The sequence below is a fragment of the Sphingobium abikonense NBRC 16140 genome (genome assembly GCF_001598335.1).
GTDB classification, from domain to species: domain Bacteria; phylum Pseudomonadota; class Alphaproteobacteria; order Sphingomonadales; family Sphingomonadaceae; genus Sphingobium; species Sphingobium abikonense.
The window spans coordinates 51925-75703 of record NZ_BCYT01000004.1; the positions used below are offsets into that span (position 1 = coordinate 51925).

General features: G+C 63.6%; 24 protein-coding genes. 10 read left to right on the plus strand and 14 right to left on the minus strand.

The genetic code is table 11. From position 1 onward, the window contains the following. Positions 1-22: 22 nt before the first annotated feature. From SAB01S_RS05805 to SAB01S_RS05845, 9 genes are all read right to left on the minus strand, one after another. Positions 23-928: a DMT family transporter gene (locus SAB01S_RS05805; RefSeq protein ID WP_062732164.1), complete on the minus strand. Its 906-nt coding sequence runs from the start codon at positions 926-928 to the stop codon at positions 23-25. A gap of 86 nt (positions 929-1014) precedes the next feature. Beyond that, positions 1015-1443, minus strand: coding sequence for a DUF2147 domain-containing protein (locus SAB01S_RS05810; protein ID WP_062732165.1), 429 nt, complete (start codon positions 1441-1443; stop codon positions 1015-1017). A 130-nt stretch (positions 1444-1573) separates the two neighbouring features. Beyond that, entirely contained in the window at positions 1574-2563 is a 990-nt protein-coding gene (locus tag SAB01S_RS05815) for a type II secretion system F family protein (protein WP_021227026.1), read from the minus strand. Between the two features lie 17 nt (positions 2564-2580). Further along, positions 2581-3579: a type II secretion system F family protein gene (locus tag SAB01S_RS05820; protein WP_062732166.1), complete on the minus strand. Its 999-nt coding sequence runs from the start codon at positions 3577-3579 to the stop codon at positions 2581-2583. A 53-nt stretch (positions 3580-3632) separates the two neighbouring features. Continuing rightward, entirely contained in the window at positions 3633-4907 is a 1275-nt protein-coding gene (locus SAB01S_RS05825) for a pilus assembly protein CpaE (RefSeq protein ID WP_062732167.1), read from the minus strand. A 1-nt stretch (position 4908) separates the two neighbouring features. Then, complete coding sequence (locus tag SAB01S_RS05830; RefSeq protein WP_062732168.1) at positions 4909-5556, minus strand: CpaD family pilus assembly protein; 648 nt, start codon at positions 5554-5556, stop codon at positions 4909-4911. A 16-nt stretch (positions 5557-5572) separates the two neighbouring features. Next, on the minus strand, positions 5573-7033 hold the full coding sequence (locus tag SAB01S_RS05835; protein WP_174525625.1) for a type II and III secretion system protein family protein: 1461 nt from the start codon (positions 7031-7033) through the stop codon (positions 5573-5575). Between the two features lie 10 nt (positions 7034-7043). Continuing rightward, positions 7044-8057: a Flp pilus assembly protein CpaB gene (gene cpaB / locus SAB01S_RS05840; protein WP_062732170.1), complete on the minus strand. Its 1014-nt coding sequence runs from the start codon at positions 8055-8057 to the stop codon at positions 7044-7046. 51 nt (positions 8058-8108) lie between these two features. Then, positions 8109-8582: an A24 family peptidase gene (locus SAB01S_RS05845; protein ID WP_062732171.1), complete on the minus strand. Its 474-nt coding sequence runs from the start codon at positions 8580-8582 to the stop codon at positions 8109-8111. A gap of 51 nt (positions 8583-8633) precedes the next feature. On the opposite strand from SAB01S_RS05845, the gene SAB01S_RS05850 reads away from it, so the two are divergent. Both SAB01S_RS05850 and SAB01S_RS05855 read left to right on the plus strand, forming a co-directional pair. Beyond that, complete coding sequence (locus tag SAB01S_RS05850) at positions 8634-9590, plus strand: alpha/beta fold hydrolase (protein ID WP_062732358.1); 957 nt, start codon at positions 8634-8636, stop codon at positions 9588-9590. Beyond that, positions 9587-10690: an NAD(P)/FAD-dependent oxidoreductase gene (locus tag SAB01S_RS05855; protein WP_083951190.1), complete on the plus strand. Its 1104-nt coding sequence runs from the start codon at positions 9587-9589 to the stop codon at positions 10688-10690. The genes SAB01S_RS05850 and SAB01S_RS05855 overlap by 4 nt, the downstream gene beginning before the upstream one ends. Here SAB01S_RS05855 and ubiG read toward each other — a convergent pair whose 3' ends face one another. After that, on the minus strand, positions 10691-11425 hold the full coding sequence (gene ubiG, locus SAB01S_RS05860) for a bifunctional 2-polyprenyl-6-hydroxyphenol methylase/3-demethylubiquinol 3-O-methyltransferase UbiG (protein WP_062732172.1): 735 nt from the start codon (positions 11423-11425) through the stop codon (positions 10691-10693). Positions 11426-11645: 220 nt separating this feature from the next. Here ubiG and SAB01S_RS05865 point away from each other — a divergent pair, with 220 nt between their 5' ends. From SAB01S_RS05865 to SAB01S_RS05875, 3 genes are all read left to right on the plus strand, one after another. Then, on the plus strand, positions 11646-12911 hold the full coding sequence (locus tag SAB01S_RS05865; protein WP_062732173.1) for an aspartate kinase: 1266 nt from the start codon (positions 11646-11648) through the stop codon (positions 12909-12911). A 126-nt stretch (positions 12912-13037) separates the two neighbouring features. Continuing rightward, on the plus strand, positions 13038-14051 hold the full coding sequence (locus tag SAB01S_RS05870; protein ID WP_062732174.1) for an NAD(P)H-dependent flavin oxidoreductase: 1014 nt from the start codon (positions 13038-13040) through the stop codon (positions 14049-14051). Between the two features lie 86 nt (positions 14052-14137). Beyond that, a complete protein-coding gene (locus SAB01S_RS05875; protein ID WP_083951191.1) occupies positions 14138-15112 on the plus strand; it encodes a hypothetical protein in 975 nt (324 codons plus the stop codon). Between the two features lie 5 nt (positions 15113-15117). On the opposite strand, the gene SAB01S_RS05880 is transcribed toward SAB01S_RS05875, so the two are convergent. Then, complete coding sequence (locus SAB01S_RS05880) at positions 15118-15552, minus strand: winged helix-turn-helix transcriptional regulator (RefSeq protein WP_062732175.1); 435 nt, start codon at positions 15550-15552, stop codon at positions 15118-15120. A gap of 98 nt (positions 15553-15650) precedes the next feature. Between SAB01S_RS05880 and SAB01S_RS05885 the strand changes: the two genes are divergently transcribed. Then, on the plus strand, positions 15651-16388 hold the full coding sequence (locus tag SAB01S_RS05885; protein ID WP_062732176.1) for an SDR family oxidoreductase: 738 nt from the start codon (positions 15651-15653) through the stop codon (positions 16386-16388). A 68-nt stretch (positions 16389-16456) separates the two neighbouring features. Here SAB01S_RS05885 and SAB01S_RS05890 read toward each other — a convergent pair whose 3' ends face one another. The 3 genes from SAB01S_RS05890 to SAB01S_RS05900 form a co-directional block, all read right to left on the minus strand. After that, entirely contained in the window at positions 16457-17335 is an 879-nt protein-coding gene (locus tag SAB01S_RS05890; RefSeq protein WP_062732177.1) for a mechanosensitive ion channel family protein, read from the minus strand. A gap of 57 nt (positions 17336-17392) precedes the next feature. Next, complete coding sequence (locus SAB01S_RS05895; protein ID WP_062732178.1) at positions 17393-18658, minus strand: oligogalacturonate lyase family protein; 1266 nt, start codon at positions 18656-18658, stop codon at positions 17393-17395. Between the two features lie 102 nt (positions 18659-18760). Then, positions 18761-19729, minus strand: a complete 969-nt coding sequence (locus SAB01S_RS05900; RefSeq protein ID WP_062732179.1) for a magnesium and cobalt transport protein CorA — start codon at positions 19727-19729, stop codon at positions 18761-18763. 205 nt (positions 19730-19934) lie between these two features. Here SAB01S_RS05900 and SAB01S_RS05905 point away from each other — a divergent pair, with 205 nt between their 5' ends. The 4 genes from SAB01S_RS05905 to SAB01S_RS05920 all read left to right on the plus strand — a co-directional run bounded on the left by SAB01S_RS05905 (position 19935) and on the right by SAB01S_RS05920 (position 23622). Further along, the gene (locus SAB01S_RS05905) at positions 19935-20471 is read left to right on the plus strand and encodes a 3'-5' exonuclease family protein (protein WP_062732180.1); all 537 of its coding nucleotides are present in this window, start codon (positions 19935-19937) and stop codon (positions 20469-20471) included. Positions 20472-20593: 122 nt separating this feature from the next. Further along, positions 20594-21301 (plus strand): winged helix-turn-helix domain-containing protein, encoded by a 708-nt coding sequence (locus SAB01S_RS05910; RefSeq protein ID WP_062732181.1) that lies wholly within the window; start codon positions 20594-20596, stop codon positions 21299-21301. Positions 21302-21423: 122 nt separating this feature from the next. Continuing rightward, positions 21424-22122 (plus strand): carbonic anhydrase, encoded by a 699-nt coding sequence (locus tag SAB01S_RS05915; protein ID WP_062732182.1) that lies wholly within the window; start codon positions 21424-21426, stop codon positions 22120-22122. A gap of 3 nt (positions 22123-22125) precedes the next feature. Further along, a complete protein-coding gene (locus SAB01S_RS05920) occupies positions 22126-23622 on the plus strand; it encodes a SulP family inorganic anion transporter (RefSeq protein ID WP_062732183.1) in 1497 nt (498 codons plus the stop codon). Positions 23623-23779 lie beyond the last annotated feature (157 nt).

Below are 23779 nucleotides of genomic sequence, written 5' to 3' on the forward strand. Positions count from 1 at the left end.
AGCCCGACCGCAAAGTTGACGGTCAGGCCGGTTCAACCAAGGCGGCAGGCGTTTTCGGCTTGGACCGAGCGCGTGATCGACCGAGTAGCACGCCGCCCAGCGCCAGCACGAACCCGACTAGCTGCACGGGACCGAGTCTTTCGCCGAATAAGGCCCATGCCTCGATCGCGGCGAGCGGCGGAACGAGGAGGAGGAGCATGGACATGGCGGTCGGTCCCTGATGCCGGACCAGCCAGACCAGCAGGCTCAGGCCCGCGGCGGACAGACCGAATATGGACCACCCCAGGCCGATCCACAGAACCGGGTCATTATCCCATCGCCATTCGCCAACGATCAGCGTTGCCGCGGCCGCGACGATAGCCCCGCCCAGATTTTGCGCAGCACCCGACATCAGGATCGGGTCCCCCGCAATCTGGCCGCGCTGGATGAGCGTGCCCCCGGTCATGGCGATGATGGCGAACAGCCCGGCCAGCACGGGAATCACTGGAACGGCGGTCGCGCCGCTGCGCTCGATCGCGGGCATCAGGACGCAGGCTACACCGACGATGGCAATGAAAAGGCCAAGCCAGCTGCGCATCGGCAGGCGATCGCCCAGCAACGCGACGCTCGCTACCGCGACCATCAGCGGCTGGGTCGCGCCAAGAAGCGACATGATCCCGGCCGGCATACCCCGGCTGACCGCCCACCAGCTGACGGTCAGATAGAGGCCGTGCAGCATCGCGCCAGCGGCCAGATGCAGGCCCAGCCGCCGGCCGCGCGGCCAGCTTTGCCCGGCAAGGGCGGCCGCTCCGGCGAGCAGCAGTGTCGTCGCGGCAAGCCGGATCGCCAGCACCAGTTCGGGCGCGCCATGGGGCACGACCGCCCGCGCGACGATGAATCCGGTGGACCAGATGAGGACGAACAGAAGCGAAGCGACAAGGCCGATCATCCGTCGCCCTTGACGCAACAGACCGTTCCTGTCGAGGCGGACCGGCTCAGCTGATCGCGCCTAACGTCTTTTCCTGATCGCTGCTGTCAGCGCACGGGCGTCCAGGTCTGCGTCTTGCAGAAGAAGGCGATGCAACCCTGCACCTTGAGCGTGCCGTCCTTGTTGCGGCTGACCTTGCTGCTGTAGCTCTTGCCGCTTTCCGGGTCGTAGATCGTACCCTTCCAAAGGTCGCCCTCATCCGTAAAGCCGGACAACAGCGCCAGACCCACCAATGGCTTCGACCGGAGCGCCGGGTCGGGATTCTTGATATCGGTTTGCGGGCGGCCGGGCGTTGGCTTTACGATCTTTTCGATCCGGCCGCACATCTGCTTGCCGCAGGGTGCGATGGCCACGATCGCCTTGCCATCCACGGTGGACCAGCGGCCCGTGATCGGCTGCGCCGCCTGGGCGGGCAGCGCGGCGAAGGCGCCCAGCGTCAGTGCGGCGAGGGGGGCAATGGTGCGAATGATGGACATGCGATCCTCTCTTCTTTCCTTTTACGTTAGCGGAAAATAGGGGAGGAAATCGCGTCGCGCCAGCGCTTTATCCGTGAGCCGGCGACGGCGCGGCCTGACGCTACGGCAATCCGGCCACGACCGGCGCGCCTTAGAAGGCGGCGCTGATCGAGCAGGCGGCCGGGCCCAGGATGACGACGAACAGGGTCGGCAGAATGAAGAGAATCAGCGGGACGGTCATGATGGCCGGCAGGCGCGCGGCCTTTTCCTCCGCCCGCATCATGCGTTCATGGCGGAATTCGGCCGACAGCACGCGCAGCGCAGATGCAAGCGGCGTCCCGTATTTTTCCGTCTGGATCATCGTCGTGACGACGCCCTTCACGGCGTCAAGCTTCACGCGCGACGCCAGATTTTCGAACGCCATGCGCCGTTCGGTCAGGAAACTGAGCTCAATCGCCGTCAGGTGAAATTCGTCGCCCAGTTCCGGGTATGCCTTGCCCAGTTCGCGGGCGACGCGGGCGAAGGCGGCGTCCACGGTCAGGCCCGCTTCGGCGCAGATGACCAGCAGGTCGAGCGCGTCGGGCAGCCCCTTGCGGATGGCGGCCGACCGTTTCTGCACCTTGTTGTCGATGAACAGGTCCGGCGCCTTGTAAGACAGGAGAAGCGCGACCGCGAAGGCGAAGAAGCGCTTCATCGGGCCCCATTCAGGCAGGATGCCCACGCCATAGAGCAGGATCGCCGCCATGCCGCCAATCACGATCGGCAGGATCATCCGGCCGAAAATCACCGCGACCGCCAGATCCTTCGACCGGATGCCGGCCTGCGCCAGGCGCACCTGCACATCCTTGAGCTGGTCGTCCTGCAGCACCTTGAGGCTGGAGAGGAAGGACCGCATATGGTCCGTCGTCTGGTTGGTCTTGACCAGCTTGGCGCGGCGCTTGGCGGTTGAGGCTGTGATGCCGGCCTTCAGCTGTTCGCGCCGTTCGTTCAGCGCCTTGACGCGCTTGGCCATGGGATCGCGCACCGTCATCACGGCATAGAGCGCGAACAATACCGCGAGCGTCGCCAGGCCAGCCAGCAGCGTTCCGAAATCGGTGGCGGTCATGCCGAACAATGTGCCGGCGGGGGTCGGGGCTTCCATATCCTAATGCCTCGCCATCAAATTTCGAAATTGATCATCTGGGCCATGATGAATGCGCCGATGCCCATCCAGCACATGCCGCCGATGCCAATGACCTGCATCGTGCTCAGCCCGAAAATCCCTGCCGGATCAGGCGTGAAAAAGGGCTTCATATATTCAAAGTTGATGTAGCAGATCATGCCGAACACCAGGAATGGCAGCACGCCGATAATATAGGCCGACGCCTTGGACTCCGATGACATGGCGCGGATCTTCAGCTTCATCTGCGACCGCTGGCGCAGCACGGTGGCCAAGTTCGACAGGGTTTCGGCCAGGTTGCCGCCCGTTTCGCGCTGGATCGACAAGGTGATGACGAAAAACTGGAATTCCGCCGTGCCCAGCCGATCGGCGGTTTCCTGAAGCGCCTGCTCCATTGTCCGGCCGATCTTGATGCGTTCGGTGATAAGCTTGAATTCCTCGCCCACCGGGCCGGGAATTTCATTCGACACCACGCCCAGCGTCTCGGCGATCGGCAGGCCCGAGCGCAGACCGCGCGTGAGCAATTCCAGCGCATCGGGAAATTTCGCATTGAACTGGCTGACTCGCTTGGTGATCAGCCGTCCGACCCACCAGTGCGGCAAGCCCAGGCCAGCCGCCGCGCCCACCAGCAGGGCGAAGAAAAACGGAAATCCGCGCAGTGCCAGCAGGGCGGTAATCAGCAGGAAGATGATCGCGCACGCCGTCATATACTGACTGAGCGTCCACTTCTTGCCGGTCATCTTGATGCGCTTGGCCAGATTGTCCGGGTTCGGAACCAGGGACACCAGCATCTTGGCCTCGCCGCCGGTAGGGCGATTGGAAATCGCCCGGCGCATGCGCGCCTCCAGCAAGGCTTCCGCTGATTCGCCATAGCGGCCGCGGATCGTCGCGACGCGGCGCTTGCGCGCCTTTTCGGGCGACGGACCGGCAAAGGCCATCGCCACCATCCCCAGCATCGCTGCCAGCAGCACCGCGATCAAGATGACATTGCCGTCCATGCATTCGCCCCGTCCGCTATCGGCCGCCCTTGGCTAAGGGCGGCGCGCATTCCTCAGTTTTCGCTCGCGACCTTGTCCTTGCGGCGCGCAGCCAACATGCCCTTGAGGTCGATCTTGTTCAGCAGGGATTCGCCCTTGCCCGACGGACGCGCATCGCCGTCCTTGTCTTCGGAACCCAGCGCTTCGTTGAGCAATGCGGTGCAGGCCGCGCCCACCTTGCTACCCTTGGCGACTTCGGCCAGCGTCTTGCCCAGCTTTGCCGCCTGCGATGCGACGCGCAGGTCGAACGGGATCAGGATATCGACCTTGCGCTCGATCGACTGCTCGAAATCCTTGCGGCTGATTTCCGGCGATCCGGTCTGCACTTTGTTGGCGACGACGACCGCGCGCGCCTGGGGCGCATTGGTCTTGAGCCAGGACAGGATGCGAATAGTATCGCGCGCGGCCGCCAGCGTCAGTTCGGTCACGACCAGCGCGGTGTTCACATCACCCATCAGGTGCGGATGCTGAATGAGCATGCCGCGTGGCAGGTCGATGACGCTGCATTCAAAAGCGGTGTGGAATTCTTCCAGCAATTGATAGAAAGCGCCGCCATCGGTCAGCATCGGCTGGCTGATCGGCGCCTCGGCGGACAGGATCGCCAGCGTGTCGCTGGCACGGACCATCGCGCGTTCAATGAACAGGCCGTCGATGCGGCTGGGATTTTCGATCGCGTCGGTCAGCCCGCGACCCGGTTCCAGGTCCAGCGCCAGCGCGTTGGTGCCGAAATGCACGTCCAGGTCCAAGAGGGCGGTCGCCCGCTTCTTCTTGTCCGACAGCATCCAGGCGAGCGAGGTGGCGATGCTGGACGCGCCGACGCCGCCGCGCGTGCCGATGACCGCCATGGTGCAGTGCGGCCGTTCCGGGCCAGTGTCACGCGGCGCCATGAAGACGGCCTGTGCTTGTGCCAGCGCATCGCGCAGCTGGTCAGCGCCAAAGGGTTTCAGCAGATAATCCTGAATGCCGCTGGCGACGAGATCGCGATAGAGGCGGACGTCGTTCACCTGACCGGCCGCGATCACTACGGTGCCGGGTTCACATACTTCCGCCAGGCTGTTGATGTCATTGAGCGGATCGCCGCTCTCTGACATGTCGACGAACAGGATTTGCGGCGAGGCGGTGATGGACAATGTCTGGACGGCATTGCGCATGCCGCCCTTGTTCACCTTTTCAGGCGCCCAGCCCATTTCGGCGGCGACAGCGCGCAGCACGTCGAAGCTGTGATCGTCGCAGACAAAGGCATGAAACGGATCGCGCAGGGCGCCGCCCGGTTTCCAGGGTGCGTTCATGTTATTGCTGGCCTCCCGCCTGAAGCTGCTTGAGATCACCCGCGCCCGTGGGCGCCTTTTCGCGATAGGTGGAAATGGCGCGGTTGGACGTCGCGGTCCGCAGATCGCTGTCGCTCGACTGGCCGCGCACCAGATCTTCCGGATTGGCGACCATGGCGGCCAGATTGCTGTTCACGCCGCAGCCGAAGTTCGACGAGGTGCCCAGCGTCATTTCGCTTTCCTGCTTGGCGCTCCAGTCGGGGCAGCCAGGCACGCTGGCGGTGGCGCGGCGCACGATCAGGCGGATGCTCCCCTGTGGCGCTGCACCAGCAACGGCCGAGCTGTCCTCACCGACCAGCAGGCCGTGGCGCGCCACGACATTGGCGATGCCTTCGCGCAGCGCCGGGCCATAATAGCCGTCATTCACAATGGCGACCTGATCGCCATAGCCAAGGCCGATCGACACGAACCAGTCGTTGAGGCGTGCAGCTTCGGCCGGGGGTAGCGTATCGCCGGACCCCGCCATCACGTCGAAGGTATAGGCGGCGTGGCTCACCACCGGCTGATGCACCGATTCGACGCCGCGATTGGAGCTGTCGGACGTGCAGGCCGCCAACGGCAGCGCCAGCACGGCGAGGGCGCCCAGGGTCTTGAGGGACAGAGAGGTCATTTCCTTGGTCCTTCCGTCAGAAACTGAAGCCGGGAGCGGCATCGCCATCCTTGCGGGCGACGACCGGCGGCGATGCGGCCGATGCTTCCGGGCCGGGTGTCGGCATCGGAGCGCCGGGCGCGCGGCTGGGCATCGGGCGGCGCGCGCCGCTGGTGCCGCTATGGCTGCGTTGCAGGAACAGGCCTTCGCCAAGGTCGGCGTTGCGATAGCCGTCGGTCGGCAGGCGCACGTCCGACGCGTTCATCGGCTTCACCAGATAGGGGGTGACGACGATGACCAGCTCGGTTTCATTGCGCTGGAACTGGCGCGACTTGAACAGGCTGCCCAGGATCGGCAGGTTGCCAAGACCAGGGATCTTGTTGACGTTGTTCGACGCTTCGTTGTTCAGCAGGCCCGCGATCATGAAGGCCTGCCCCGAACCCAGCTCAACCGTCGTTTCAGCTGTGCGGCTCTTGAGCGCAGGCACATTGGCGTTGATCGAGAAGTCGAGGCTGGACACAGTCGGGCGGACGCGCAGCGAAATGCGGCCATCGGCCAGCACCGTTGGCGTGAAGGCCAGCTGCACGCCATATTGCTTGAATTCGATGCTGTTGCCCTGAAGCCCGTTGGAAACAGTGTAGGGATATTCGCCGCCTGCCAGGAAGCTGGCGGTTTCGCCCGACAATGCGGTCAGGTTGGGCTGTGCCAGCGTGGAAGCAAGCCCGCTCGATTCGGCAAGGTCCAGCGCCCCGGCAATGTCCATGCCCAGGATACGGGCGACGCCGCCCAGGCTGTAGCCGCCATCGGTCGGGTTTGTGAATTCCCAAGTGTTGTTGTCGGCGTTGAATTGCGCGAAGTCGCGCAGGCCGCCGCCGACATTGCCAGCCACCTTGCCGCCGCTTCGATCAATGCTCGCGAAATTGGTGCCGATCTTGTGGCCGACATCCTTGGCGACTTCGGCGATCTTGACCTGGAGCATGACCTGCAGGGGCGTCGCCATGCGCAGCCGGCTGACGACCGTCACATCCTTGCCGACAAAGGCCTGGGTCAGCCTTTCGACCTCGGCGGCATCCTCGGGCGCCTGGATCGTGCCGGTGAGCAGCACCATGCCGTTCATCGTGTTCACGGCGATATTTGCGCCAGGCATGGCGATGCGCAGCATGTCGTCGATGCTGGTGATGTTGTTGCCGACCCGGACGGTGCCTGAAAACAGCACCTTGCCGTTGGGAGCGGTAGCGAAGACCGTGGTTTCACCCGCCTTCTTGGCGATCAGATACAGCTGGTTCTGCGAGCGGACATGGACGTCGACCACTTCGGGGTCGGCGATCACCACGTCCGACATCTTGGCCGGCAGGTTGATGACGCGGCTGCCGCCCACGGACAGGAGGATCGCATTGTCCTGCATGCTGGAGGTCGCGGCATTGAGCGCGCTGGTGGGTGCGGCGGCGCAGGCGACCGCCAGGCCGATCGCGATCGCGGGACCGGCAAGCTTGTGCATAGGCTTCATCTTACTTCCCCCCGACCGGAACTTCGGTCACTGTGGTGCCACGCGCCACGCGGATCGTCGGCCCCTTGAAGGCGACGGTGCCGACCGGTGCGCCATTGGCGGCCATGGCGGGCGGCACGGGTGCCTCGGCCTTGGCGGGCACGGAGCTGCGCTGATAGCGTGATACGTCGGCGCCCGTGGAATAGGTGCTGCCCCGATCGACCGGCCGCGCCGCGAGCTTGGCGAGGATGGCCTTTTCAGCGGCCGGACTCGCGCCCTCGGGCAGGTCGACGTCAGCGCCGGCGATGGCGGCGTCCAGATCCGATGGCGTGTCCGCCATGGACCGCAGCGACATCGACAGTGAACCTACCGTCTGTGCCACCGCGATTTTCTCGGCGATCTTGGGTGTGACTTCCAGCGTGACGTTGGAATAGGTCTGGACAACGGGTTTTCCGTCAGGGCCAAGCGCATCCATCCGCTGATCGGTCGCCAGCACGCGCAGGTTGCGAAGGATGGTTTCCGACACCTTGAGCGGTTCGCCATCGCCGCCGCCTGCCACGCTTTGCGTCAGGACCAGGTCGATGCGGTCGCCTGGAAAGACGAAGCCGGCAACCGAGGTTTGGGCCGACACCGGCACCGTGACCGCGCGCATGCCCGGCGCCAGTGCAGCCGCCAGGAAACCACGATCGCCGGGCTTCACCAGTGCGCCTTGCGTCAAGGGCTGACCGGCCGTGATGGCGGTGCGCACGACGCTGCCCGCCAGCTTGGTCGGATCCGCCTGGCCGCGCAGATAATAGGCCTGCTCGACCAGATCCTTGGGCCAGGGCTGGAAGCGGAAGCTTTCCGCATCGAGGATGGTCCCCACCGGCAACGCCTTGACGGCCACCAGCACATGCGGCTGATCGGGCTCGACCGGCATATTCGCAGCATTGACAGATGGCGTGCTCGACGAACTCAGCATGTTGCGCGCGAGCAGCGCTGTTGTAACGGCTATGATCAGCGCGCCAACAAGCAGCACGATCTTCTTAGCATCCATGACGAAAAACGCCTCCCTCGAGCGGGTGCCATGCCCCCATTGCCCCACTCATCACGCAAATTGGTTAAGATATCGTTCGCCAATTACCCACAATCCTGCGAGTGATATGGCGACACCGTAAGGAATCTCCGGTTGTCCCGGCTTTTTGGCGATCCGATGGTGGATCAGGACCACAAGCGTTACCGCGCCGCCCAGCACCGCCATCAGCATCACCAGCGCCAGCAGCGCCTGCCAAGGAAACCACAGCGCCAGGGCGCCGAGCAGCTTGACGTCGCCCCCGCCCATCATGCCGAGCGCAAACAAGGCAGCAAACAGCGCGAAGACGATCAGGCCAAGCAACAGCTGGGTTGCCATGCCCGGCCAGATGTCCAGCCCGCATGCCAGCCACCACAGAGGCGCGAGCAAGGCGACAGCCAGGTTCAGGCGATTGGAAATGATGCGCGCGCGCATGTCGGTGATCGCCGCAGCGATCAGCAGCGCGCAAAGAGCGATCATCAGCGCCCACTGGAAATATTGCCCCGACATGCGCACTATTCCCTAGACCGCATGGCTTACCAAACCGTAACCATGCGCGCGATGGATTCGCCGCTATTCCCCGCTTCCCAGCCGTTCGACCGGCGGGCCTGGCCGATGAACGGGCGGCTGGACTTCTGGCATGCGCGGGACGGCTGGCCGATCCGTCGCTATCGTCTGGGCGATGGTGCGCGCGGTCGACTGCTGGTCATCAATGGCCGTGGCGACATGATCGAGAAATATCTTGAACTGATCGACCATATGGCGCGGCGTGGCTGGGCCGTCACCGCGTTCGACTGGCGCGGGCAGGGCGGGTCGGGCCGGCTGACGGACGATCCGCTATGCGGGCATATTCCCGACTTCGCCGACTATATCACGGACCTGCGCGACCTTGCACGGGACTGGCGTGCGGATGGCGAAGGGCCGACCGCGATGCTGGGGCATTCGATGGGCGGGCATATGCTGCTGCGCGCGCTCAACGAAGGCATGACGCAGCCCGACGCCGCCATTTTGACCGCGCCGATGCTCGGGTTGCAGACAGGGCCGATGCCGCGCTGGCTGGCGGTCGCCCTGACGCGCCTGATGCTGTGGCGCGGCCTGGGAGACAGGCGCGCCTGGACGCAAAAGGAGGAATCCGAACGCCAGCGCCGCATGCGCCAGAAGCGGCTGACTCACGATCCCGAACGCTATGCCGACGAAATCTGGTGGCGCGACCATAGCCGGGAGATCGCCTTGGGACCGCCCAGTTGGTCCTGGGTCAACCAGGCGCTCGAATCGACGCGCGCCTTGGAGCAGGGCGATGGACTGTCGCGCATTCAATGCCCCATGCTGATCTTGGCGGCGCAAACCGACCAGCTGGTGTCGACGGCTGCGATCCGCCGCTTTGCCGCCCGATTGCCCACCGCGCGCCTGCATGTCTATGGCCGCGAGGCGGCGCATGAAATTCTGCGGGAGCTGGACCCGGTGCGGCTTGATGCGTTCGCCCGGATCGAGGCGTTTCTGGACGAGACGGCACGTTGAAGACCTATGATATCGTCATTATCGGTGGCGGCATGGCGGGCGCGAGCCTGGGCGCGTATCTTGCGGCCGATGCCAGCGTCCTGATTGTGGAGATGGAGCCGCAGCCGGGCTATCATGCCACCGGTCGGTCCGTGGCGTTCTGGGAAGAAACCTATGGCGGCGCGGCAGTGCAGCCGCTGACCACCGCGTCCGGGCCGTTGCTGGCGTCTCCTGATCCCGGTTTTCACGATCGCAGCTTCCTCTCGCCGCGGCGGACGCTGCATGTGGGGCGCGCTGGCGACGAAGCACTGCGCAACGCCCTGCTGACCCGATTCGCTGGCAAGGTCGAGCTGGACTCCGTCGATCCAGCGCCGCTGGTGCCGGGCCTGCGGCCGGATTGGACCATCGGCGTGATGGAGGAGAGTTGCCGCGACATCGACGTGGCCGCGCTGCATCAGGCCTATCTGCGCCGCTTCGCCGCAAACGGTGGCGACATATGGCTGAATGCGAGGCTTGAATCGGCGCGACCCGATGAAGGCGGCTGGTGTATCCGGACGTCTCAGGGCGTCGTGCAATGTGGGCTGCTGGTCAATGCTGCCGGCGCTTGGGCGGATGATGTCGCCATCCGCAGCGGCGTCGCACCCATCGGCATCACGCCCCTGCGCCGCACTGTGGTGCAATTGAGCGTGCCCGCCATGCCATCGGCCGACCTGCCGCTCATCATGGATTTGCGGGCAGGATTCTATTTCAAGCCGGAAGGACCGGGTCGCGTCTGGCTGACCCCGCATGATGAAGCTCCGTCGCCGCCATGCGACGCCGCGCCCGAGGAATTGGCAGTGGCGCAGGCGGTCGCCCGGTTCGAGGAGGTGGTGGACTGGCCGGTCGAACGGATTGAGCATCGCTGGGCGGGTCTGCGCAGCTTTGCGCCCGATCGCGCGCCGGTTTATGGGGCCGACCCCGCGCAGCCTAACTTTTTCTGGTTCGCCGGGCAGGGGGGGTTTGGCATCCAGACTGCACCGGCCGCCGCGCTTCTGGGGCAGGCGCTAATCACGCAGTCGCCATTGCCGCCCGCAATTTCCAGCCTGCCTGTCGACCTGTACCGGCCCCAGCGTTTCCGCTGATCAGCCCTTGTGCCGCGCGGTTAGCAGATAATTGATCGCCTTGTTCGCGGACAGGGCAAAGCCGCGCGCGGGATCGAAACTCAATCCGCTGCTGTCGATGACCTCCAGCCCCGCGTCGTCCAGCAATGCGGTCAGTTCGTCGGGGGTCAGAAATTTGTCCCAGTCATGTGTCCCTTTCGGAATCCCGCCAATGCTTTCGCCCACGGTAATCATGGCGATGCGCGACAATGGCGTCCGGTTGGGCGTGGACAGGATGAGCAGCCCGTCAGGCGAAACCTTGCTCGCCAGCGCGCGCACGAACGCGGCCGGATCGGCGACATGCTCGATAACCTCCATCGACGTCACCAGGTCAAAACCGCTTTCCGCCAGCTCTTCCACCGGCGTGGCGCGATAGTCGATGGTCAGCCCATGCCCTTTGGCATGACCCAGCGCCGCCGCGATATTTTCCGGCGCCGCATCCAGCCCCGTGACCGACGCGCCCAGCCGGGCAAGCGGTTCCGTCAGCAGCCCGGCACCGCACCCGACATCCAGGGCAGATTTGCCTTCCAATGGTCGGAAGGCCTTTTCCTGCCCTGGCCAATGCTGGTCGATGGCAGCGCGAATATAGCGCAGCCGCACGGGATTGAGCTTATGAAGCATCGCGCTCGATCCCCGCGGGTCCCACCAATCGGCGGCCATCGCCCCGAAATGCGCCGCTTCCTTTGGATCGATCGTCGCTTGAATACCGTCAGCCATATCTACCTTCATCTGCGGACAACGCGCTTCTAGCAGCCGGCGCGCCAGCGGCAAAGCGACGGTTGGCCGTAGCGAGGCTGGCGTTTGATCGGGCGAATGTCATGGGCGGCTCGACGATCTTGGGGATTACTTGCCATATCCGCCGCGACTGCTAATAGAGGCGCCGTTTTGCCCCTTTGGGACATATTCTTTCACATTTACGGCAAGGTTCGGCACACAAATGGCGCGCATCGTGATGAAATTCGGCGGCACCTCCATGGCGGGGATGGAGCGAATTCGCAATGTTGCCGCGCGCGTCAAATATGTCGCGAGCCAGGGGCATGAGGTCGCGGTCGTCGTCTCCGCCATGGCTGGTGAAACGGATCGCCTTGTCGGCTTTTGCAAGGAAGCCTCAGCCCTTTACGACCCGGCCGAATATGACGTCGTCGTGGCCTCGGGCGAGCAGGTGACGAGCGGCCTCCTTGCGATGACGTTGAAGGCGATGGGCGTGGACGCGCGCAGTTGGCTGGGCTGGCAATTGCCAATCCGCACGATCGAGGCGCATGCCAAGGCGCGCATTTCGACTATCGAAACCGACGCGCTGGTGGCTGCGATGCAGGCTGGGCAGGTCGCGGTCATCCCCGGATTTCAGGGTATGATGGGCGATGGCCGGGTATCGACGCTGGGGCGTGGCGGGTCCGACACGTCGGCGGTCGCGGTGGCGGCGGCGATCAAGGCCGATCGCTGCGACATTTATACCGACGTGGACGGCGTCTACACCACCGACCCGCGCATCGTCGCTCGCGCCCGCAAGCTCGACCTTGTCACCTATGAGGAGATGCTGGAACTGGCTTCGGTCGGCGCAAAGGTGCTCCAGACCCGCTCGGTCGGCCTCGCCATGAAGGAAGGCGTGGTCGTGCAGGTGCTTTCTTCCTTCGATGAACCCACCCAGGATGACCTTCCCGGCACGCTGATCGTGAGCGACGAGGACCTGGAAGCCAAGCTCAAGGAAACGAAGATGGAACGTCAGCTCATCACCGGCATCGCTCATGACAAGAATGAGGCGAAGATCATCGTCACGCGCGTTCCCGACAAGCCGGGTGCGGTGGCGAGCATCTTCACGCCGCTGGCGGATGCGGCGATCAATGTCGACATGATCATCCAGAATGACAGCAAGGACACGGAAGAAACCGACGTGACCTTCACCGTGCCGCGCGCCGACCTGGCGCGCAGCGTCGACATTCTGGAGGCGCGCCAGGAAGAGATCGGCTTTCGCCGCATCATCACCGACACCGAAGTCGCCAAGATCAGCGTCGTGGGCGTCGGCATGCGCAGCCATGCGGGCGTCGCGGCCACGATGTTCAAGACGCTGGCCGATCGTGGCATCAATATCGAGGCGATCTCCACCAGCGAGATCAAGGTCAGCGTGCTGATCGACGAGGATGAAACTGAACTGGCGGTGCGTGTCCTGCACACCGCCTACGGGCTCGATGCCGCTGCGGCCTGATCTTCCCCCTTTACTAAACGCGTCATTCCCGCGAAGGCGGGTTTCCATCTCACATCCCATCCCCGGTCGCAGCGCCGGGAGGTGGATCCCTGCGTGCGTGGGGATGACGACAAGAAGTATAGAGACATGACCACCGCCAAACTCGCCTCCCTCATGGCTCGCGGCACGGATTTTCTGGGCTGCGAAACCGCTATCCTTTGCGGCGCGATGAGCTGGGTCAGCGAACGCAATCTGGTCGCGGCGATATCCAATGCCGGCGGCTTTGGCGTGATCGCCTGCGGGGCGATGACCCCGGAGCTTCTGGATGCGGAGATCGCGGCGACCAAGGCGCTGACCGACCGTCCATTCGGCGTCAACCTCATCACCATGCATCCCCAGCTGTTCGACCTGATCGACGTTTGCGCGCGCCATGATGTCGGCCATGTCGTGCTGGCCGGCGGCTTGCCGCCCAAGGGCAGCGTCGAGGCGATCAAGCAAAAGGGCGCGAAACTGATCTGCTTCGCGCCCGCGCTCAGCCTGGCCAAGAAGCTGGTGCGATCGGGCGTCGACGCGCTCGTGGTCGAAGGCATGGAGGCCGGCGGTCATATCGGCCCTGTTTCCACCAGTGTGCTGGCGCAGGAAATCCTGCCAGACATGGCAGGGCAGGTGCCCGTCTTTGTCGCGGGCGGCATCGGTCGGGGCGAGGCGATTGCCGCCTATCTGGAAATGGGGGCGGCGGGCGTGCAGCTTGGCACCCGTTTCGCCTGCGCGACCGAAAGCATCGCGCACCCCAATTTCAAGAAAGCCTTTTTCCGCGCTTCCGCGCGCGACGCAGTGGCCAGCGTCCAGATTGACGCCCGGCTGCCCGTCATCCCGGTCCGCGCGCTCAAAAATGCCGGCACGGAAAGCTTCACCGCCAAGCAGCGGGAAGTGGCGAACCTGCTCGACAGCGGCACCATCGAAATGATGGAGGCGCAATTGCAGATCGAACATTATTGGGCGGGCGCCTTGCGCCGCGCGGTGATCGATGGCGATGTCGAAGGGGGGTCGCTGATGGCGGGTCAATCGGTCGGGATGGTGACGAAGGAGGAACCCGTAGCCAGCATCATCGCGCAACTGATGGAAGAGGCCGCGCGGGCACTGGCGCGGCGAACTGCCTGAAACCTTGCGGTAAACCGAGTGTTGGGCATATTCCCCTCAAGTCCACTGCCCGGCATGACCGGCCTGTCTTCCTCTCGGAGAATGTGATGTTCGTCTCGCGCCGACTATTAGGCCGGATTTCGCTGGTGTCGCTGGCGGTTCTTGCCGCCTGTTCGACACCGCCGCCACCGCCGCCACCCACACCGCCTCCCGTCGTGGTGCCGACCGTGCGTCCTGTGCCACCGGACAATGCCGCGGAAGGCATGTCTATCCCGACCAAGGATGAAGACGGAAAATATCTGACCGCCAACCGGGGCGTCACGTCCAACACCGCGCTTTGGCATGTCCGCATGGCGCTTAACGTCGCGGCGCTCAACTGCGACAAATATGGGGCGACCGCGCGCAACCAGTATAACCAGATATTGTCGGTCCATGGTCAGGTGCTCAAGACCGCCAACGCGGCCGTGGATCGCAACTACAAGGTCGCCTATGGCAATGCGGCGATCGGATCGCGCGAGCGGCTCAACACCGTCGTGTATAATTTCTTCGCCCTGCCGCCGGTCATCAAGCATTTTTGTCCGGTCGCCGTGACCGTAGGCGCGAAGGTGCTTTCGACGCCCTCTTCGCAATTGCTGCTAATGGCGCCGAAATGGCTGGAGGAACTGGAAAAGCCGTTTCAGGAATTTTACGCCGCCTATGAGGATTATCTGCGGCGGCTGGCTGAATGGCAGTCGCGCTTTGGCGCGACGGTGACGGTCATCGTGTCGCCGACGCCTTTGCCCCCACCGCCCAAGCCGCCGGGGGAAGCGCCGCCGCCGGGATGGCAGCCGAGCTATACAAGCGCGCTCGAAGCGACAGCGCCGCCACCTGATGACGCGGCGGGGACTGTCCCGTCGTCCTCAACCGTGCAGCCTTTGCCGGGCGCCACTGGTGCGGAGGTTCCGTCCTCAGCGACCGTGCAGCCTCTGCCGCCGTCCTCATCTAGCGCGATCAGCGGGCCGCCCGCGCCCGCGCGGACCTTGCCGGAGAATAGCGCTCCGCCACGTCTGGAAGTCCAGCCCTTGCCGACGACCGGCGAGTAGGGGTATCAGCCGCGCGCGTCGAACCGGACGCGCGCGGCTTCCACCATGTCGAGATTGCGCTCGGCCCAGACCCAGACGCCGCAAAAGGCTGCGCTCAGGCTATTGCCAAGCGGCGTCAGCGCATAATCAACGCGCGGGGGCACCACGGGGTGAACGGTTCGGGTGAGCAGTCCGTCCCGTTCCATCTGACGCAACGTCTGGGTCAGCATCTTCTGGCTGATGCCGTCGACCGCCCGCCCGATCTGCGTGAAGCGCAGCGTGCCTTTTTCCTCGAGCAGTTCTAGGATCAACATGGTCCATTTGTCGGCGACTCGGCCGATCAATTGGTTGACGAGTCGCTCCACCCGCGGATCGATATCGCTGGGCGGAACGGCATCCAGATAGCGCTTCGCCTCAGAAATTTCCGCTGCATCGAACCGACTTTCCAAAGATTTTGCCATTTCTAACCTTCCGGTGACTACCGCACCATACGGTGCCTTCTTCCCAAAAGAGAGCGTAGCGCGCAATTTGGCTCCAGACCAATTGGAAGGAGCCAGCCATGCAATCGACAGGCAACACTATTCTCATCACCGGCGGTGGATCGGGCATCGGCGCAGCCTTGGCGCATGAATTTCATGAAGCAGGCAATCAGGTCATCATTGCCGGACGCCGTCAAGCCGCGCTCGATGCCGTCGTTGCCGATCATCCGGGCATGGCGGCGGTGACGCTCGATATGGAAGATGCAGCGTCGATTCCCGCCTTCGCGCAAAAGCTGATTGCTGATTTCCCGGAACTGAACGCGGTGGTGCTGAATGCGGGCATCATGGTGGCGGAGCAGCGGATCGACCTCGACATAGCGGAAGCAACGATCGCCACCAATCTGCTTGGCCCGATCAGGCTTGCCCACGCGCTGCTGCCGCATCTGCAAGCGCAGGCGGCCTCCGCTATCTTGACGGTATCGTCGGGCCTTGCCTTCGTCCCGTTGGCCGCGACGCCGACCTACAGTGCTACGAAGGCGGCCATTCACAGCTGGTCCATGTCTTTGCGGGCGCAGTTGCATGACAGCAGCGTAGAGGTGATCGAAATCGTGCCGCCGGCAGTTCAGACAGACCTGATGCCCGGCCATGCGGAAAATCCCGACGCCCTGCCGCTGGCGGACTATATCGCTGAAACCATGGCGCTGCTCCGGCAGCAGCCCACGCCGCCCGAAATCCATGTCGAGCGCGTCAAATATCTGAGCGAAGCGGCCCAACGCGGGGAATTGGAAGACGTCTTCCGCACGCTCAATTCGCACTGACGGTCTAAGCCGGGCGCGCGGTGCATGCCGCTGCAATCAATGCCCCTTTTGGAACCGGTCGCCCAGGCTCAGGCCTGGGCGGCGCCGTCTTCGGCCTGGCCTTGCAACGGGACGGGAGCCTTGAAGGTGTGCGTGACATAGGGGAAGGGGATTTCGATCCCCGCCTTGTCCAGCGCGGCCTTGATTGCGCGCACCACGCGGTCGCGGCTGTCATGCATGTCATAGGGCTTTGACCCTGCCCACCAGCGGACCAGAAAATCGATCGAACTGGAATTGAATTCGCGCGCGAAGATATCGATGCGACGATCCTGGTCGATGATATCGATGCCTTCCATAGCAGAGCGAATGACGTCGCGCGCCTGCTCCAGATCCGTGTCGTAGGATACGCCTACGACGATTTCATGCCGGCGCTGGGCGCCGTCGGTCAATATCTCCACCGGGTTCTTGAACAGGGTGGAATTGGGAACGATCGTCAGTTCGTTCGAGAGTTTGCGGACATGGGTTTCGCGCAGCGACACATGCTCGACACGGCCGATGATCCCTTCGCACTCGATAATGTCGCCGATGCGCATCTTCTTGCGGACCATGATCAGGATGCCGGCCAGGAAATTCTGGAAAAAATCCTGGAAGGCAAAGCCGATCGCGATGGTGCCGATGCCCAGACCCGCGACCAGGCTGGCCGGCGTCAGGCCGGGCAGCACGACGGTTGCCGCGATGACAAGGCCGATCACCCATACGCCGATCGACACGACTGTATGGATCAATTGTTTCAGGCTTTCGCGGATCGATGCCTTGCCGGTGACACGATCAACGATCCGGCGGGCGATGCGCGACACCACCCAGGTGATGAGCAGGATGACAAGCGCGATCACCATATTGGGCACCAGCGCGACAAAGCCCGCCCACATGCCCCATAATTGCTTGGCGAGAATATCGATCGCGGTCATTTCGCTTCCCCAATGGCTTGCATCAAGGGCGAACGGGCCAGCGGCGGATTTGATCCCTTATTGCGCCTTAGCGACCTCCACCGCATAGATGGCCGGGCTGCCTTCCATATTGCTGCGGAACACCAGCCACTTGCCATCGGGCGTGAAATGCTGGTTGGGCTCCAGCGTGTAATCATGACGCGACAGGTCTGCGAGCCTGTCGGTTTCCAGTGCGCCTGTTGCGATCAGTGCTCCGCCGTCCAACGTCTCGCGCGCCCGCGCGCCGTCATCCATCCGAGGGTGGAAGAGGCTGATATATTTTCCCTGATCATTGCCATCGCCTGAAAAGCTGGCATCGTTCGGGGACGAACTATAATGATAGCTTCCCTGTCCCGGCGCGATCCGCAGCCAGCGACGCGTGCCGTTCACCACGTCATGACCTGCCAGCCATCGCACGCCCTGCGGCTGGATGAGGTCGTACCAGATGGTGCGGCCGTCCGGCGCCCAATATTCATGCCCGGCGATTTCCCCTCGGAAGCGGCGTTGATGCACCTTGGTCTTTGCGCTGCCATCAGTGCGAATGGTCCAGATGCGATCCACCTTTTCCCATGGCCCTTCGTGACAATACATCAGCAGGTCGGGGTCCTTGGGAGAAAATTGCACATGGTTCAGCCAGTCCTTCGACCGGGTGACGCTGCGGCGCTCCCCCGTGCGAATGTCGATGGTAAAGATTTCCATGGGCACGCCGGCGGCAAGCCGCGCCGCCATCCACTGTGACTTGGCCTGGGCAAAGCTAAGGGGGCGACCATCAGGGCCTGTGCCGCTATAGCTCGGCGACCCGGTCTTCGGGTCCCGGCGTCCCTGCGCAGCGATGGCAGGTGGCGGGGGTTCCAGTTCGACATGGCCGGCAAGACGCGTGTCGTCCGCGTTGATTGATTCGATCCGCCCGCCCGGCAGGTCGGCAATGCGCTTCCGCTTTCCGGTGTCGAGGTTGACGGACCAGACGATGGAAGAGCCTTCATTCTCCGCCGCGCCCGTTGGGTTGGTGGTATAATAAGCCACCGGCTCGCGATTGCCGACGAACAACAGCCGGTCGATCTTTTCCTTCAGCACCAACTTCGTGCTCCAGTCGCTGACGCTGGCGACGCGGATCCCTTCCGGCGTCAGATAAACCATCCGCCGGCCATCGGGCGTGAAGGGGTTGTAATTGAAATATAGGGCATAATTGCCAGGCCTGTCATCCACACGCACGATGCGATGCCCGGTCGTGGCGTCGGTCCATTGCGCCGGCTGGGCGGAGGTTGCGATCGGCGCACTTGCCAGCGCCCAGCCGAGCCCCATCATCCATAGTCCTCGCATCCCACTCTCCCTGTTAATCATCAGGCGGGACGATGAACCATATATAGGGAACATGGCAAGGCTAAATGGCGGACGGACGACGCCCCGTCACAGCCATTTCAATTTCTTGAAGCGGGCATAGAGCAGGGTGCAAAGCGAGGCGATCACGACCAGCACGACCGGATAGCCATAGCGGGTGCGCAATTCGGGCATATGTTCGAAATTCATGCCGTAAATGCCTGCGATGGCGGTCGGCACCGCCAGAATGGCGGCCCAGGCGGCAAGCTGGCGCGTGATGTCGCCGGTGCGCTGCTGTTCCAGCAGGTTCGACGATTCGAACACGCTGCTCAATATCTCCCGCAGATCCTCCACCATCACCTGCACCCGGCGAACATGGTCGCGCACGTCACTGAAATAGGGACGGGCTTCTGCGTCGATACAGGGCAGGTCGATCTTCACGAACTTGGTCGCGACCTCATGCATTGGCACGAGGATGCGCTGGAACCAGATCAGCTGACGGCGCAGGCTGAAGATACGCGTGACGTCATCCCGGCCCAGGAAATGGTCGATCATCTGCTGCTCCATGGTCAGCACTTCGTCCTCTATCCCCTCGACAATCGGCAGATAGCCATCGACGATGAAGTCCAGAATCGCATGCAACACATAGTCGGTGCCCTGCGCCAGCCGCTGCGGCACGGCCTCCAGTTCCTGGCGCAGCATGCCATGGCCGCGCGCTGACCCGTGCCGTACGCTGATGATATGGTCCTGGCCGACGAACAGCGCCGTTTCGCCGTAGCAAATTGTCTCCTCCTCCAGATGCGCGGTGCGCGCGACCACAAACAGCTGGTCGCCATACAGGTCGACCTTGGGCAATTGATTGGCCTTCAGGGCGTCCTCCACGGCAAGCGGATGGAGATTATAGGTGCGCGCCAGCGTGTGCATTTCCTTGGCGGTGGGGTCGGCCACGCCGATCCAGACAAATTCCGACTTATCGGCGGGGCAGTCGATCCGCTCGTCGATCGCCACGCGGCGCACGCGCTGCCCGTTGCGGTAGAGAAAGGCGGCTATCACGGTCATGGGCGTCTGTTGTCCTTATGTGTCGCGGCCTGAACGGAAAAGCGCGAGCCGCCGTTTCCGGTCCATTTTTTTGCACCGGCCGACGACTTGCGCCAGTCGCTGACTTTTTCCTGACACAGAAAGATGGAAAGGCGCGACGGGCAATGATGGATGCGACGTCCGGCTTGGGGTGGGGCGGGTCGCGCGATGTTCGTGGAGCCGTACCGTGACCATCCTGACACTTGATTTCGAGGCGTCGTGCCTGCCGCGCCACGGGCGCTCCTTTCCGATCGAGGTCGGCGTGGCCGGAGGCGGTCTGTCGCGAAGCTGGTTGATCCGCCCCGACGATCGCTGGGCCGGCTGGGACTGGACGCGCGAAGCGGAGGCCGTCCATGGCCTGACCTTCGATCGCATCATGCGCGATGGGCTGCCCGCCGCCCGGGTGCTGGCCGAACTTGTCGATCATGTGCAGGGGCGACGGGTCATCGCGGACAGCCTTCTCGATTCCTATTGGCTGGGTGAACTCGCCGCAGCGGCTGCTGTGTCGACGCCCTTTGCCATAGACCATATCACCATGTTGTTTGATGAGCAGCGCGCGGATGACACCCGGATTGCAAATGCGGTGGCTTATGCGGACTCGCTGGGGCTGGTGCGGCATCGGGCGGAAGGGGATGCCCAATGGCTGTTTGCACTGATCGATGACCTTATACAGACGTCAAATGCAGCGCCCTCATTTCCGCTGTTGGTTGCTGCCGCTTCATAGTTTTTGCAACGCAGCAATATTTTGTCACATTCGACCCATGCGCCAGACATTCGCGGAATTTAGAGCCGGCCCTCATCGCCATTGATGCCCGCAGGGCAGGACGAACTGACCGTGCAGACCGAATGCATTCACCACTCATCCTGATCGCTGAAACCCGGCAGGACTTGCGCAGCGCGACGCGTGACCATCTGGAACATAGCGGCTTCCGGGTGTTGCCCGCGCTTACCGCAAACGATATTTTCAGTGCGCTGTCGACCACGCCGGTGCGCGCCGTCGTACTCGATTCGGCCTTGCGTGGCGCCGACGGCCTGGATCTGTGCCGCGATGTGCGTGAACGCAGTCACGTTCCGATCATATTGGTAGGCGACAATAGTTCGGAAGTGGATCGTGTCGTCGGCCTGGAACTGGGCGCGGACGATTATATGGCCAAACCCTATTCCGCGCGCGAACTGGCGGCGCGCCTGCGCGCGGTTCTGCGCCGCGGCGGCGATCGCAACACCGGGCTGCGCCGACATAGCCAGGCGATGTTCGACGGCTGGACCGTCGACTTCGCCCGCCGGGAAGTGACGGAGCCGGGCGGGCAGCCGGTCGTGCTGACCGCCGCGGAATTCGCGCTCCTGGCAATCTTTCTCGATCATCCGCGCGCCGTCATCGCCCGCAGCCGCCTGATGGAACTGGCCGGAGTGCGCGACGGCGCGTCTTCCGATCGCAGCGTGGATGTGCTGGTCAGCCGGTTGCGGCGCAAACTAGGGGCTGGCGGGCGTCCTGCGCCGATCGTCACCGTCCGGGGCGTCGGCTATATGTTCGCGGCCAATGTCGAGCGGCACTAACCGCAACAGTCAGACACAGTTTTTAACAAAGCCGCTGCGACGCAGCAAAAACCTGTCTCTATTGTGCACGCTATCCCGGTCCGTCCCCCGCCGGCCCCCGCGAGATATAAGAGGATAGCGCCATGAATGAGCTTATCGGCCGCGTTTTCAATTTCGAAACTCAAGTGTTTCCCAATGAAAACGCGCTTTACAATCAATTGGCGAGCCAGGGGCAAAGCCCCAAGGCGCTGATGATATCCTGCGCCGATTCGCGCATCGTTCCCGAACATATCATGCAGGCGCAGCCGGGCGATCTGTTCGTCTGCCGCAATGCCGGCAACATCGTGCCGCCCCATGCCAGCCAGTTGGGCGGCGTCACCGCCACGGTCGAATATGCCGTGATGGTGCTGGGCGTGCGTGACATCATCGTGTGCGGTCATAGCGACTGCGGCGCGATGAAGGCGCTGGCGACCGAGGCTGACCTGACGTCCATGCCCAATGTGGCCGCCTGGCTGCGTCATAGCCATGCCGCGCAGAAGGTCTGCCGCGACAGCTATCCCAGCGACATCAGCGATGCGGAAAAGCTGCGCAACATGGCGCTGGAAAATGTCATCGTCCAGCTGACCCATCTGCGCACGCATCCGTCGGTGGCGTCCGGCATCGCGCGTGGCGATATCGCGCTGCACGGCTGGTATGTCGACATTCATGCAGGCCAGGTGCTGGGCCTCGATGGCGAAACCAATCGCTTCATGCCGCTGCGCGAAGGGCAGAAGCTGCCCGTCGCGCTGCCCCACGGTCGTCGCCTCGCCGGCGTCGAACCCCTCGCGCAAGCCGCGGAGTAATCCATGCTTAAAGCCCTTTCCGGCGGCTCGTTCAGCCGCGACTTCACCGCCTCCATCGTCGTATTCCTGGTGGCGATGCCGCTCTGCATGGGCATTGCCGTCGCGTCCGGCGTGCCTCCGGAAAAGGGCCTCATTACCGGTATCATCGGCGGCATCATCGTCGGCCTGTTCGCAGGCTCGCCGCTCCAGGTCAGCGGGCCTGCCGCGGGCCTTGCCGTCATCGTCTTCGAAATCGTGCGGGAACAAGGCCTGTCCGCGCTCGGCCCGATCCTGATCCTGGCCGGCGCCATTCAGGTCGTTGCCGGTGTCGCGCGCGTCGGCGGCTGGTTTCGCGCCATTTCACCGGCGGTCGTTCACGGCATGCTGGCGGGGATCGGCGTGCTCATCGTCGTGGGGCAGTTCCACGTCCTGTTCGATGACAAGCCCTTGTCGAGTGGTCTGTCGAACCTCATTGCAATGCCGGGACAGCTTTTGGGCCTCACAAATCAGGACGCCGCGACCGCCTTTGCCGTGGGCCTGGTGACCATCCTTGGCATGCTGGGCTGGGAGAAGTTTCGCCCGGCATCGATGAAGCTGGTGCCCGGCGCGCTGGTCGGCGTCGTGCTGGCGACGCTCGTCGCCTTTGCGCTCAGCCTCCCGGTCGCGCGCGTCGTCGTGCCCGAATCGATCCTGTCCGCGATCACCCCGCCCGAAGCCGGGCTGATGGCGCAGTTGCTCAACCCAACCGTCATCACCACCGCCATCGCCATCGCCTTCATCGCCAGTGCCGAAACATTGCTGTCGGCCGCGGCGGTCGATCGCATGCATGATGGCGTGCGCACCAACTATAACAAGGAATTGAGCGCGCAGGGCGTGGGCAATCTGCTCTGCGGCTTTGCCGGTGCGTTGCCGATGACCGGCGTCATCGTCCGGTCTTCCGCCAACGTTCAGGCCGGGGCGAAGACCCGACTGTCGACCATCCTGCACGGCATCTGGATTCTGGCCTTCGTTGCGCTGCTGCCCTGGCTGCTGCGGGAAATTCCGATGGCCGCGCTGGCCGGCATCCTCGTCATCACGGGCGTCCGGCTGGTCAGCGTCGCGCATGTGAAGCATCTTTTCCACCTCTATGGCCCGCTGCCTGCCATCGTGTGGGCCGCGACGCTGATTTGCGTCGTGGCGACCGACCTGCTCACCGGCGTTCTGGTCGGTATCGGCCTGTCGCTGCTCGAATTGCTGCCGCAAGCGCGCAAGCTGGGCCTAAAGGTCGAAGAGGAAAGCCGGGGCGAGGCGCATGAAATCGCCCTGCGCGGCACGGCGACCTTCCTCAATCTGCCCAAGCTGTCGGCGAAGCTGGAATCGCTCCCGGCCGCCGGTCTTGTGATTCTCAATGTCGAGCGTCTGGGCCATATCGACCACACCTGCGCGGAAATGGTCCGCGAATGGGTGGAGCGCCGTCGGAAGGCCGGCAATCCGGTCGAGCTGTTCGGCGCCACCGGCAAGATGCGCCAGTTCGCCGCCTGAGCTGAACCCCCTCAGGCGACGCTCCCGGGTCGCCGCGTTCTTCCCCGAACGCGGCGACTTTTTTGGTTGAGGGCTCAATCAAGGATGTTGCAGCGGCGCAACAGCAATGCCATTCCTTTCGCAGATGCGGCAAAAATAGGTTTAATATTCTAGCAGC